Below are 12,794 nucleotides of genomic sequence, written 5' to 3' on the forward strand. Positions count from 1 at the left end.
CGTTCGACCGAACGGGGCGGCCCTCGGTCTGTCCGGGATCTATTTCGGTACAGTACGTACTGTAATATTCGAGTATGGAGACCGACAACGACTGGCCGGACTCGCTGCGCGTCGCGCAGGTCCGGATCGCTCGCCCCACCGACCGGCTCGACGAGGTGGTGCGGTTCTATGTCGAAGGGCTCGGCCTGTGCGAGCTCTACCGCTTCCGGAACCACGCGGGATATGACGGGGTGATGCTCGGATTGCCCGGGGCCGCATACCATCTGGAATTCACCACGCACGCGGACGGCAGCCCCGGCGATGCGCCGAGCGCGGAGAACCTGCTGGTGCTCTACTTCGAGGGCGAGTCGCAGATGTACGACGCGGCGCAGCGGCTCGGCGAGTTCGGCGTGGAACCGGTGCGGGCGGAGAATCCGTTCTGGGCCGCCAACGGCGGCTTGACCTTTCCCGATCCGGACGGCTGGCGGGTCGTCCTGATGCCGCGGCCGGTCTTCTGATGGCGGGACGAACTCGCGACGACCGCATCGACGCAGCGGTGCTCGAGGCCGCGCGTGAGCTGCTCGACGAGGTCGGATACGCCGACCTGTCCATCGGCCGGGTCGCCGCCAGGGCGGGCCTGCACCGTCCCGCCATCTACCGCAGATGGCCGTCCAAGCGGCACTTGGTGGTGGATGTCGTCGCCGACCTGCTCGGCCTGCGACCGACCCCGGACACCGGCGACCTGCGCGCCGACCTGGTGGGCGCGATGCGCGATCTGGTCGCGGCATTGCGCGACACCTCGCTGCACCGTGTGCTGCCCGCGCTGGTCGCCGATCTGGCGGGTGACGAGCAATTGCGCGCCCACTTCCTGGCCACCGTCTTCGAACCCCGCAGGCGGACCACGGCGACGGCGCTGCGCTCGGCCATCGCGCGCGGCGACGTGGACCCCGGCATCGATCTGGATTTCGTCCTGGACTCGGTCGCCGCGCCGATCTACTACCGGGCGCTGTTCGGCCACCTGCCGCTGTCGGACGAACTCGCCGAACAGTCGGTCGCGGCGGTGGTGAGCGCGATCACTCGCCGACCGCGGACAGCGCGCTGAGCGTCGCGAGCACCTCGGTGGCGGCGTTGGCGACCGAGCCGGCTCCGGCCATGGCCAGCGCGGCCGATGTGGCGGCGCGGACGTGCGGCAACAGCGCCAAGCAGGCAGCGGCGGCGTCCCGGTCGGCCGGGGTCGTCTCGGCGTCGTCCTCGACGGCGGATTGCCATGCGGCGGTGACGATCACCTCGTGCAGCCAGTTGAGCAGCTCCAAGCGCAGCGGTTGCGGCTCGTGCACCCAGGCGCGGGCATAGGTCACGTCCGTGCGCTCGTGCAGCAGGGCGCCGAGCACGACTTCGGCTGCGGGCGCGGTGACCGAGTAGATCGAACCCTGATGCAGGACAGCGGAGTACAGGAAAACGACGCCGCGGGTCTGGTCTTCTACGGCGGCGCCGATCAGGTCGGCGAGCATGGCGGGCGCGTCGAGGGCTGCTCCGTGGGCGTGTGACAGCCCCGCCCAGTCCGTCTCGCGCAGCACCGTCGCGGCGCGCTCGTGGTAGATGGGGGCGAGCGCGGCGGCGGTCCGGGTCCGGGCTTCGGCATCCGTCGAATCGAGCGCTCGCTGGAAGGCTGCCAGCGCCACGTCCGGTTCGCCGAGCCGCTCGCTGAACACCCCGACGTCGAAGCTGGCCCGCGCGGCGACCGCGGGATCGTCCGATTCGGCCATGGACCGGCTGACCTCCCTGGCCCCGGACAGATCTCCGGCCTCGCCGAGATGCTGGACCAGATCGCCCGCGGCGACGAGCGCCTGATCCTCGGGCCAGCCGTCGATGACGCCGCGATAGGCGGCTTTCACGCCGTCCAGATCGTCTTCGGTGCGAAGGAGGTAGGCGAGATTGGACAGGGCGAGCCGGGCGATGTCACTGGGGCCCGCGTCGATCGCGTGCTGGTAGGCGGTGCGCGCCGCGTCCGAGTCCCCGCGCTTGGCTCGCGAGTAGCCGAGATTGATCCAGGCCCGGGGCGCGGCGTCGGGATGCCCTGACTCGGCGGCACGCTCGTACATCGCCTCGGCCGCCGCGGTGTCGCCGCGCTCGGCCAGCAGCAGTCCGAGGTTGTAGGCGGCGCGTGGCGCCGCGTCCTCGTGACCGGAATCGACCGCGACGTGGTAGGCGCCTTCCGCGGCCGGCTTGTCACCCACCGCGCTGAGCAGCCCACCCAGCTCCGCGGCGGCCAGTGGCGCCCAGTTCGGATGACCGGAGGCGATCGCAATCTGGAACGCCTCGCGCGCGGCCGCCACGTCGTTGCGCCTGCGGTGCATCTTGCCGAGGTCGAAGGCCAGGTCCGGCGGCCGCTTCAGCATTGTTCCCATCCAGCCTCGGCACCGAGTGGTGCTAATCGTTTCCGAAGAGTTGTACATCGGCGCGCGATCCATGGCTACCCACAGCGTGGGATAGGCCGTGCGCCCCGGTTCTCGGAAGGCTCATACCCGCACCCGGGTGCTGGAGGGCTCAGTCGGCGCCGATCTCGCCCGCGAGTGTGCGCAACCCTGCGATCAGGTCATCGGGCGAGGGCGCGTGTTCGGGATCGACCAGCCATTGGGCCATGAGACCGCCGATCAGCGCGTGCAACACAGCGCCTACGGCGCGGTCGGCTTCGGCGCCGCGCGTCGGGCCGAAGAGTTGCCAGATCGACTCGCGTGCGCGTTCCTGCGCGACCGCCAACTCCGCGCGCACCTGGGGGGAGTGCAGCGCTTGTGCCATGCCTTCGATATTCGCCGACCAGAGCGGCCGGTCCTCGGTGAACGACGCGATGAGTTCCCGCCAGAACGCTTCCAGACGCGCCGCCGGAGTATCCGAGTCGTCCCGCGGCAGCGCCGCGGCGATCCGCTGCACCGCTTCGGCGCTCGATTCGATCATCGCCTGGTTGAGCAGCTTGTCACGGGTGCCGAAGTGATAGTTGATCGCCGCCAGGTTGCTGCCGGAGGCGGCGACGATCTCGCGCACGGTGGTTCGCGCGTAACCGCGCTCGGCCAGGCACCGCTTGGCCGCGGCGAGAAGGTCTTCCCGGGTTCCCACTCCTGCACCTTAGCAGCGCGCCATACAGGCGTTTAACACACATGTTTCAAACAATCGTATGTGACAGACGTTTGAAACGCTTGTATGTTCAGGTGGTCACTCCCACGAGAAAGAACGAGATGATGACTGCTCAGCGCGTCCTGTCCCCCTTCGAGGCCGGCTACTTCGGCTCCGGCACCAGAATCGGCAGCATCCCGGTCGGCGGCATGCCGCTGTTCATCGGTTCGACCGTGCAGGGCGCGCTCGACGTGCCCACACTGCGCGAAGTGTTCGCCGAACTGGCGGCCGCACACCCCCTGCTGCGCAGCAAGCAGCTCGTGGACGACCACGGCGCGAAATACTTCCGGCGCGACGATTCCTACCTGCCCCGTTTGGCGATCACCGAGGGCGGCGAACCCGAGTACCTGGACCTGGTGAACACGCCGCAGGACTGGAACGACGGGCTGTTCCACGCGCATCTGTTCCGCGCGGGTGACCGCGATCGGATCGTTTTGATTCTCCATCACGGAATCGCCGATGGCAGATCGGCTTTCGCGTTGCTGGCGGAACTGTGGGAGCGCTACACCGCGCAGGTGACGGGCGCCTTCGCGCCGCGACCGGAATCCGATCAGCGCCTGCCCGAAGCGATGGACATCCGCTTGGCCCGGATCGTCTCCGACGAGCAGGTCGCCCAGCTGCTCGACCTGATGCGCGCGGGCGCCGCGATGATGAGCCCGGATCTCGCGCCGCGCTACCTGCCGGAACTCGGCGTCGGCGCGCCGGGCCGGTTGACCCTCGACCGTATCGAGCTGGATCACAGCGAAACCGCCGCCGTGGTCGTGGCCGCTCGCTCGCACGGTCTCACGGTGAACAGCCTGATCGGCGGGGCGGCGTTCGCCGCGTTCCGGGCCCAGTTGGCGCCATCGACGGGAGCGCTGCCGATGGTGTGCGGCCACGCGGCGGACGTCCGCGCGGATCTGGCGCCGCCGCTGCCTGCGAGCACCGTGCTCAACTGCGTGTCCGGGGTCGGCACGTTCGCGCTGGTCGAAGCCGAAGCGGACCCGGTCGCGCTGGCGCACGTGGTAGCGGCGGGAATGCGGGCTTCGGCCGAACGCGGGGAAGCGCTGGGCATGATGCTCACCGCACAGCGTGTCACCGATCCGGCCACGGCCGCGATGTTCGCGGCGCAGAACACCTTCACCATCTCGAATATCGGTCGGCTGCCCGCGCATTCCACGCCGCCGGGTGTGCGGATCATCCGCGACGACGTCTTCGCCATGGCGGCGGGCATGCCGCCCAAACTGACCGTCTTCACGGTCGACGGCAGGATGACCATTCAGGTGGAGTACGACACCGCGCGGCACAGCGGCGCCCAGCTCGGCGCGGTACGCCAGGCGCTGATCGGGGCGTTGACCTCCGTTCGCGCCGGCTGACCCCGCGCCGGGTTCAGCGCGGAGGCGGGTTGTGGCGGCCCGCCAGACGAAGGGTCAACTGCCTGGCCAACTTTCGCCGTCGTTTGCGCGGGGCCGTGCGGTCGAGGTCGGCTTCCACGTCGGCCGGGACGTCGTAGCGGCGGATGTAGGCGCCGGAGAACGCCTGCACCGTCGCGGTGACCGGAATGGCGAGCAGTGCACCGGTCGCGCCGAGCATCGCCGCGCCCGCCAGCACCGCCCCGAAAGCGACGGCCGGATGCATGTCCAAGGTGGTCGCGGTGACGCGCGGTTGCAGCACATAGTTCTCGAATTGCTGGTAGAGCACGATGAAGCCGAGAATCCACAGCGCGGTGCTCGGGCCGTGCACCAGCCCCACGATGACCGGCAGCGCACCGGCGAGATAGGTGCCGACCGTGGGGATGAACTGGGAGACCACGCCGACCCACAGCGCGAGGGCGAACGCGGATGGCACGTCCAGCACGCGCAGCACCACGTAGTGCGCGAGCGTGGAGAAGAGTGCGAGCAGAGCTCGCGAATAGATGTAGCCGCCGGTTTTCTCCACCGCGATATCCCAGGCGCGCAACACATGCCGCTGACGCCGCGGCGGCAGCAGCGAGCAGACGGCAGTGCGGATGCGCGGACCGTCGGCGGCGAAATAGTAGGTGAACAGCAGGATGCCGAGGCCCTGGAAGAGCGCGCCGAGCGCGGCGGTGCCGATGCCCCACACGTCACCCGCCAGTCCGGTGAGGTAACCCTCCAGGGTGGAACTCCAGTCGGTGGCGTACTTCTGGATGTCGGTGCTGGACACATCCGTCTTGAAGGTGTTGTTGATCCACTCCACGCCCCGGTCCGCGTATTCGGGGGCGTTCTCGACCAGAGTGGTGACCTGCTCGACCAGCAGCGCGCCGAGGGTCCAGAGGAAGGCGACGACGAGGGCCGTCATCACCAGGAACACCAATCCGGTCGCCGGCCCACGCCGCATGCCGCGCCGCGCCAGCCAGTTCACCGCGGGCTCGATCGCGAAGGCGAGGAATAGCGAGACGAGCAGAACCGTCAGCAGACCCTGCAGGCGCTCCAGCACCCAGAAGGCCGCCAGCAGTCCGGTGATCGTCGCCGCCGCCAGCAGGAATGCTCGCGGCACCCACGGCGGCATGCCGCGGCCTCCACCGTTGTCGGGTGGTGGCGTCTCGTCTTCGTCCTCCACAGACACAAGGTCAAAGTACCCACGCCGCGTTCGGTTAGCGGCCGGACACCGCGTGGCCGCGCCGGTGGGCGAGCAGGCTCACATGGTCGATATGTCGATGACGAAACGGTAGCGCACGTCGCTGGCCACGACCCGGTCGTAGGCGCCATCGATCTCGTCGGCGGCGATCAACTCGATCTCCGCGCCGATGCCGTGCTCGGCGCAGAAGTTCAGCATCTCCTGGGTCTGCGCGATGCCGCCGATCGACGAGCCCGCCAGCGAGCGCCGGTACGCGGCGAGGTGGAAGGGCCGGACGGTCAACGGGTTCTCGGGAAGACCGAGCAGCACCAGGGTGCCGTCCAAAGCGAGCAGGCGTAAGTAGGCGTCCATCGGCAGGTCCGCCGACACCGTGTTGAGGATCAGGTCGAACCGGCCGCGCAGCTCACGGAAGGTCCGCTCGTCGCCGGTCGCGTAGTAGGCGGCGGCGCCGAAGAGCTTGCCGTCGTCCTGCTTGCTCAGCGAGTGGCTGAGCACCGTGACCTCGGCGCCCATGGCGGCGGCGAGCTTCACCCCGACGTGGCCGAGCCCGCCCATGCCGATGATCGCGACCTTCTTGCCCGGTCCGGCGCCCCAGTGCCGCAGCGGCGAGTACAGCGTGACGCCCGCGCACAGCAGCGGCGCGGCGACATCCAGGCCGATGCCCTCGGGGATCGCGACCACGAAGTTCTCGGTCACCACGATCTGCGTGGAGTAACCGCCGAGGGTGTGCCCGCCCGGCTGCACCGCCGGGTCGACCACGGTGTTGTAGGTCATGGTCGCGCCCGCGGCGCAGTACTGCTCCTCGTCGGCCAGGCACGGTGCGCACACCCCGCAGGAACCGACCATGCATCCGACGCCGACACGATCACCGACCCGGTGCCTGGACACCGCGGACCCGACCGCGGCGACCACGCCCGCGATCTCGTGCCCCGGCACGCAGGGGTAGCGGGTCCGGCCCCACTCGCCTCGCGCGGTGTGGATGTCGGAGTGGCAGATACCCGCGAACTTGATGTCGATCAGCACATCGTGCGGGCCCAGGTCCCTGCGTTGGATCGTGACCTTCTCGAACGAGCCCTCGGGGGCGTTCAGGGCGTAGGCGGCGGCTGTGCTCATGAGGACATGCCTACCGTCGCATGGGTGCGGTTGCCAACTGGGACACGAGAACGGCGCGGTCACGGGGTATTTTTCGGGCGCGGTCCCCGGTTCGATGATCTTCGGCGGCGTCTGGTGGGGACAATGGAATCGGTGAGCGGTTCGGCCGAGGCGGGAGAGCCATGGACGAAGAACGGCAGCAGTGGACCGGGGCGCGGCGCACGCCGGGCGGTGGCCGGGTGTTCGTGCTCGTCGTCACCTTCGTGCTCACGGTCGTCGCTTTCCTCGGGTATCGCGGCGAGTTGCCCGATCACAATCGCACCGTTGGGGCCCCGGCCTCGGTCGCGTTCGCCCCGCCCGATCCGCTGGACCCGGGACTGGTCACCGCGGCGGTGCGTCCGGCGCTGGTCAACGTCAACGCCTCCACCGAGCGGTCCGGGCCCGGCGCGGCGGGGTCCGGCATCGTCCTCACCGCCGACGGCGAGGTGCTCACCAGCCACCACGTGGTCAAAGGCGCGGATATCGTGACCGTCACCGACGTCGGCAACGGGAAGGTCTACGACGCGGTCGTGCTCGGCTACGACGCGGAGGCCGACATCGCGCTGCTCGACCTGGCCGCCGCCGAGCTGCCGATCGCGACGATCGGCAGTTCGGCCGGATTGCGCCTGCGTGAGGAGGTCCTCGCGATCGGCAACGCGGGCGGGACCGGTGGCGCGCCGACCGCGGTGCACGGCCCGCTCACCGACCTGGACAGCGCGATCGTGGCGGTCAACGCCGCCGATCTGTCGCGCAAAGCGCTCAGCGGGATGCTGGAGGTCGCGGCGGCGGTCACTCCCGGCCAATCCGGCGGAGCTCTGGTCGACCGGAAGGCGCACGTGGTCGGTGTCATCGCCGCGGCATCCGGTGACGGGGCGCGCGCGGCGGACGAGCCGGCGAACGGCTACGCGGTGCCGATCGACGCCGCGATGCGAGTGGTCCAGCAGATTCGCTCCGGCACCCCGACCGACACCGTGCACATCGGCCCGACGGCAACCCTCGGTGTGCTCGTTTCCAACGCGCTGCCCGTCGGCACGGGAGCGCGCGTGGACGTGGCGATCTACGGCATGCCCGCCTACGCCGCCGGTCTCGCCTCAGGTGACGTGATCACCTCGATCGACGGTCACGCCGTCAGCAGTGCGCAGTCCCTGCGCGCCGCGCTGAACACGCGCAAGCCGAACGACACCGTCCGGTTGGGCGTCACCGGCGCACACGGGGCGCGCACGGTAGCCGTGGTCCTGGTCGCGGGCCCGCCGAACTGAACCGGCGGATCAGACCAGCGACAACCAGTAGTCCTGGAAACGCAGGAACACCAGCAGCAGCACGACCGCGAAGAACAGCGCGACGATCGTCCAGCGCCATTCGGCGAGCACGCCGAGCGGACCGCGCGAGCCTCCCCACAGCTGATCGGTGCACACCGCGAGCAGCGGCGTGATGATCGCCCAGACCACCATGCAGTACGGGCACAGCGCGTTGATCCGGTAGAGGCTTTCGAAGATCAGCCAGCAGACGAAGCCGACCCCGAGCAGGGCGCCGAGCCACAGGCTGCCCCAGACCCAGCGTGGGAAGCCGACCCCGGCCACCGACAGCAGGCCGAGCGTGACGACGACGGAGAACCCGACGACGCCGATCAGCGGGTTCGGGAACCCGAAGACCGAAGCCTGGTCGGTCACCATCACCGACCCGCAGGACAGGATCGGGTTGATGCTGCACGACGGGGTGTAGCCGGGGTCGGTGAACAGCTTGAACCGCTCCACCGTCAGCGCGACGGCGGCCAGCCAGCCGGCGAGTCCGCCGACCAGCAGCACCCACGCGGCGCGCGGCCCCGCGGTGATCACTGGGCAGCGGCGGCGCTGATCACGGGTGCGAGGCCGCCGGGTCCGAAGATCTCCTGGCTGGACTCGACCTTCTTGCCGTTGACGAACACCGACGGGGTGGACTGGATGCCGCTTTCCAGCACTTCCTTGGTGCGGGCCTGGATGTACTTGTCGTACTTGTGCTCGGTGATGCACTGCGCGACCGCGTCGTCGGTATAGCCGACGCTCTTGGCGATCTGGACGAGCTGGTCGTCGGACAGCCCCGCGCCGCCCTCCGGCGGCTGCTGCGCGAACATGGCCTTCAGCCAGTCCTGGTACTTGGTGGGGTCGGCCTCGGCGACGCAGTAGGAGGCGCTGCCCGCGCGCGAGGAGTAGCGCGTGGTGGAGGCCTTGTCCAGGAAGGCGATGATGTTGTACTCGACGACGGCGGTGCCGTTGTTCACCGCGTCCGTGAGCACCTGACCGTTGGCCGACTCGAAGGCCTTGCAGGCGGGGCACTGGAGGTCGGCGACGACGCGCACGCTGACCTTCGCGTCCGGCTTGCCGATCCGGACCGCGCCGCTGTCGGTGATCGAGGCGGCCACCGGGCCCGCGTTCGCCGCGCCGGTCGCGGCGATGGACGGGGTGGGGCCCGGGTCGTCCTTGCGGGCCTTCTGCACCGCGATGCCGATGCCGATGGCCGCGATCAACCCGACGAGCACGGCGGCGACGGCCACCTGGATCAAGATCTTGCGGTTGCGGTCGGCGCGTTCCGCCGCCAGCAGCGGGTTCGACTTCCCACCCTGTTTGCTCACCGTGCGCTCACCACGCCTTTCGCTCGCCGGACGGTTTCCTACCGCCACGATGGTAGATCCGCCGACCACCTTGCCGGGTGATCGGGCCACACGCGGTCATCATCGTCGGCGTACCTGAGAGATTCCGAAACATCCCGCCTACGGTCGCTGATACCGGGCGGGAGCGTGCCGAGAAGACGCGCTCAACGCGGCGTGATGCCGCCGAGGACGAGGTCGACGGCGTCGCGGGCCAAGCCGGGCGGCAGTTCCGCGCCGAGTTGCGTGACGTGCAGGTGGACCAGTCCGCCGAGGGTCAGCATGGTCAGCCGAGGGTCCACCGTCGCGGCCACATCGCCACGGGTGATACCGCGCCGGACGATCTCCTCCGACGCCGACAGCCGCCGTACCCAGAATTCGCGCCGTGCGGCGTCGACCTCGGGATCGGACTCGGCGATCACGGTGCCCCGGATCAGGGCCTGGCCGGACGGTGTCCGCGCGAACCGGATGAGATCGGTCATGAACCGCTCCAGGTCGACGCGCAGCGACCCGGTGTCCGGCAGCGGGATCTCCTCGGCCACTCGGGACAGCAGCGCGTCCAGCAGCAGCCGAGGCAGCGTTTTCCACCGTCGGTAGATCGAGGTCTCGTGCACGCCGGCGTCCGCGGCCACGTCGGCGACGCGCACGTTGCCGATGCCCGCCGACTCGATGCGGGCCAGTGTCGCGTCGAGCACTGCCTTCTGCAGGCGCGCACCACGGATCTGCGCGGGGGAGTCACTCATGCGTCGATTATCGCAACTCCTCTTGCGTTGTTTCGCCTTCGAGCCTTAGCGTGGTGCTATCGCAAGTAGACTTGCGATAGAAGGTGAGAGAGGCATGAACGACGTGGTCGCGCCCTCGGGGCGCTGGCGGGGCGAGACCCGCGGCTCGGCCGTGGTGTTCCGCGGGATTCCCTACGCGCGGGCCGAGCGATTCGGTGCGCCGGAGCCGGTCGCGGCACACACGGGGGTGTACGACGCGACGCGCCGCTACGCCGTCGCACCCCAACTGCCCGGACGGCTCGAGGGGGTGATCGGGCGGGCGGACCCGCTCGAGCAGTCGGAGGACTGCTTGGCGCTAACCGTCACCATCCCAGCGGGCGCTGAACCGGGCAGCTGTCCGGTGCTGGTGTGGCTGCACGGCGGCGCATACCTCGCGGGCAGCGGGCAATGGAACCTGTACGACGCGGACCGGCTCGTGCGTGAGACGCGCGTCGTGGTGGTGTCGGTGAGCTACCGGCTCGGCGTGCTGGGCTACCTTCGCGCGCCGGGCGTCTCGGCGGGGAATCTCGGGCTGTGCGACCAGATCGCGGCGCTGCGGTGGGTGCGCGAGCACATCGCCGAGTTCGGCGGCGATCCGCGGCGGGTCACGGTGGCGGGGCAGTCGGCGGGCGCGCAATCGGTCGTCGCGCTGCTGGGCATCGCGGAAGCGAGGCCGCTGTTCGCCCAGGCGATCGTGCAGAGCGCTCCCTTCGGCGTCGGATTCCACAACCACCGGCAAGCCGAGCGGACGGGGGCGATGTTCCTCGCCGAACTCGGCGCCGATCCGTTCACCGCGCCGGTGTCCGACCTGCTCGCCGCGCAGGGTCGTACGGTGCGCCGCGCGGCGGGACCGGCAGCACTGAACTCCGCACCGCCCTTCTTGCCCGTAGCCGATGCGGGCCCGCTGCCCGGCGAGCGCGAGTGGCGACAGGCGGTGCGGGACGCGGCGGGCGGACTGCCGGTGGTGCTCGGTTGCGCGGCCGAGGAAGCGCGCGCGTTCTACGGCGGCCCGCACCCGGTCTTCGGCAGGCTGCGGCGATTGCCCGGGATCGGGGGCAGGCTCGACTCGGCGGGGCAGCGCCTGATCGGGCGAAAAGCGTTCGAGGAAGGACTTTTCCGCTTTGCCGACGAGCTGGTCGATGCCGGCGCCACCGTCTACTGTTACCGCGTGGGACGGCTGCATCCGGCGAACCCGTACGGCGCCTGCCACTGCGTCGACCTGCCGCTGTTGTTCGGCGACGCCGATACATGGCGCGCGGCGCCGATGCTCGCGCCGCTCACCCCCGCCGAGATCGACGCGCTGGGCATCCGAACCCGGCGGTATTGGGGGGAATTCGTCCACACCGGACGAATCGGCGACCCCGACTGGACGGCACATCGACCGAACTCGCGTTTCGCCCGGCAGCTACCCTGAGCGCGGCCGCGTCGGCCGTCTCCACGCGAGAAAACCCGCGTCCGCCGGGCTCGGCGGGTAGGAATGGTGGGATGACTGTTCTCGGTGCTGTGTTCCGCCCGCAAAATCCACCCGAACTGCTGCGCGAGGCGGCTCAGGTGGCCCAGGCCACGGGCCTGGAGGAACTGTGGCTGTGGGAGGACTGCTTCCTGGAAAGCGGAATCGCCAGCGCTGCCGCGGTACTGGCGTGGACCGAGCGGTTGCGCGTCGGTATCGGGTTGCTACCCGTGCCGTTGCGCAACGTCGCTCTCACCGCCATGGAGGCCGCCACGCTGCATCGTCTGTTCCCCGCCCGGCTGACTCTCGGCGTCGGACACGGTGTGCAGAGCTGGATGGCTCAGGTCGGCGGCCGCGTCGAATCGCCGGTGACATTGCTCAGCGAGCACTTGGCCGCGCTGCGCGCTCTCCTGGGCGGCGAGCGGGTCACCGTCTCCGGCCGCTATGTGCATCTCGACGACGTCGCGCTGGACTGGCCACCCGCGACCGCGCCGAAGGTCTACGCGGGCGCGCGCGGCCCACGCTCGATCCGGTTGTCCGGCGAGCACGCCGACGGCACCCTGCTCGATTCGATCACCGATGCCGACGGTGTGCGGGCCGCCCGCACGCTGATCGACGAGGGCCGCGCCGCCGCGGGGCGCACCGATCACCACCACGTGGTGGCGAATCTGCTGGCTGTCACCGGCCCCGAGGCCGACGCGCGCCTGGCCGCCGAACGCACTCCGGCGCACGCGCCGGGCGCGGGTGTGGCCGGTGACGCGCAGGCGATCGCCGCGGCGGTCACCATGCTCGCCGAAGCGGGCGCCGACACCGTCGTGCTCCAGACCACGGCCGACGATCCGGATCCCGCCGCCTTCCTCCGGTTCGTCGCCGAGGAGGTCCGACCTCTGGTCCCGTGAGCAGCTAGGAGTGCGTCCAGGCCCCCGACGCGCATCCGCTGCCGGGTCAGCGGCACCGCGACCACGTCGTCGGCAGCGCACTCGCCTACTCGGAGCTGGAACCCCGCGCCGCAGGCCGCCCCGGCCGCGCCGGCGGACAGCTCGAAGGGACGGCATCGGAGATCTACGTCGAGCGGGGCGGCCTGGCTCCGGCGGACTGGAGC

The 12,794-nt window shown here is 70.1% G+C and carries 13 protein-coding genes; 6 read left to right on the forward strand and 7 right to left on the reverse strand.

The features are described 5' to 3' along the window. The first annotated feature begins 74 nt into the window (after positions 1–74). Together M8859_RS08495 and M8859_RS08500 are read left to right on the forward strand one after the other, a co-directional pair. Complete coding sequence (locus tag M8859_RS08495; RefSeq protein WP_159921572.1) at positions 75–497, forward strand: VOC family protein; 423 nt, start codon at positions 75–77, stop codon at positions 495–497. Then, a complete protein-coding gene (locus tag M8859_RS08500) occupies positions 497–1,081 on the forward strand; it encodes a TetR/AcrR family transcriptional regulator (RefSeq protein ID WP_159921570.1) in 585 nt (194 codons plus the stop codon). The genes M8859_RS08495 and M8859_RS08500 overlap by 1 nt, the downstream gene beginning before the upstream one ends. On the opposite strand, the gene M8859_RS08505 is transcribed toward M8859_RS08500, so the two are convergent. Continuing rightward, the gene (locus M8859_RS08505) at positions 1,053–2,387 is read right to left on the reverse strand and encodes a tetratricopeptide repeat protein (protein WP_195069625.1); all 1,335 of its coding nucleotides are present in this window, start codon (positions 2,385–2,387) and stop codon (positions 1,053–1,055) included. The genes M8859_RS08500 and M8859_RS08505 overlap by 29 nt on opposite strands. 139 nt (positions 2,388–2,526) lie before the next feature. Next, positions 2,527–3,093, reverse strand: a complete 567-nt coding sequence (locus M8859_RS08510) for a TetR/AcrR family transcriptional regulator (RefSeq protein ID WP_159921566.1) — start codon at positions 3,091–3,093, stop codon at positions 2,527–2,529. 119 nt (positions 3,094–3,212) lie between these two features. Here M8859_RS08510 and M8859_RS08515 point away from each other — a divergent pair, with 119 nt between their 5' ends. Beyond that, complete coding sequence (locus M8859_RS08515) at positions 3,213–4,505, forward strand: phthiocerol/phthiodiolone dimycocerosyl transferase family protein (RefSeq protein WP_249644074.1); 1,293 nt, start codon at positions 3,213–3,215, stop codon at positions 4,503–4,505. A gap of 13 nt (positions 4,506–4,518) precedes the next feature. Here the strand turns inward: M8859_RS08515 and M8859_RS08520 are convergent, their stop codons facing one another. Both M8859_RS08520 and M8859_RS08525 read right to left on the reverse strand, forming a co-directional pair. Next, the gene (locus tag M8859_RS08520; RefSeq protein ID WP_223519101.1) at positions 4,519–5,715 is read right to left on the reverse strand and encodes an AI-2E family transporter; all 1,197 of its coding nucleotides are present in this window, start codon (positions 5,713–5,715) and stop codon (positions 4,519–4,521) included. A gap of 72 nt (positions 5,716–5,787) precedes the next feature. Beyond that, positions 5,788–6,840, reverse strand: a complete 1,053-nt coding sequence (locus tag M8859_RS08525) for an NAD(P)-dependent alcohol dehydrogenase (RefSeq protein WP_159921562.1) — start codon at positions 6,838–6,840, stop codon at positions 5,788–5,790. A gap of 161 nt (positions 6,841–7,001) precedes the next feature. On the opposite strand from M8859_RS08525, the gene M8859_RS08530 reads away from it, so the two are divergent. Beyond that, complete coding sequence (locus tag M8859_RS08530) at positions 7,002–8,117, forward strand: S1C family serine protease (RefSeq protein ID WP_249644075.1); 1,116 nt, start codon at positions 7,002–7,004, stop codon at positions 8,115–8,117. A gap of 9 nt (positions 8,118–8,126) precedes the next feature. Here M8859_RS08530 and M8859_RS08535 read toward each other — a convergent pair whose 3' ends face one another. The 3 genes from M8859_RS08535 to M8859_RS08545 all read right to left on the reverse strand — a co-directional run bounded on the left by M8859_RS08535 (position 8,127) and on the right by M8859_RS08545 (position 10,224). Then, positions 8,127–8,690: a vitamin K epoxide reductase family protein gene (locus M8859_RS08535; protein ID WP_370523776.1), complete on the reverse strand. Its 564-nt coding sequence runs from the start codon at positions 8,688–8,690 to the stop codon at positions 8,127–8,129. Beyond that, positions 8,690–9,466 (reverse strand): DsbA family protein, encoded by a 777-nt coding sequence (locus M8859_RS08540; protein ID WP_195069622.1) that lies wholly within the window; start codon positions 9,464–9,466, stop codon positions 8,690–8,692. Before M8859_RS08540 ends, M8859_RS08535 begins: the two co-directional genes overlap by 1 nt. Positions 9,467–9,648: 182 nt before the next feature. Further along, positions 9,649–10,224, reverse strand: coding sequence for a TetR-like C-terminal domain-containing protein (locus M8859_RS08545; protein WP_195069621.1), 576 nt, complete (start codon positions 10,222–10,224; stop codon positions 9,649–9,651). Positions 10,225–10,318: 94 nt separating this feature from the next. Here M8859_RS08545 and M8859_RS08550 point away from each other — a divergent pair, with 94 nt between their 5' ends. Then, on the forward strand, positions 10,319–11,656 hold the full coding sequence (locus M8859_RS08550; RefSeq protein WP_195139150.1) for a carboxylesterase family protein: 1,338 nt from the start codon (positions 10,319–10,321) through the stop codon (positions 11,654–11,656). Between the two features lie 71 nt (positions 11,657–11,727). Then, positions 11,728–12,591, forward strand: coding sequence for an LLM class flavin-dependent oxidoreductase (locus M8859_RS08555; protein ID WP_195139149.1), 864 nt, complete (start codon positions 11,728–11,730; stop codon positions 12,589–12,591). Positions 12,592–12,794: the final 203 nt, after the last annotated feature.

It is taken from the genome of Nocardia sputi (assembly GCF_023501985.1).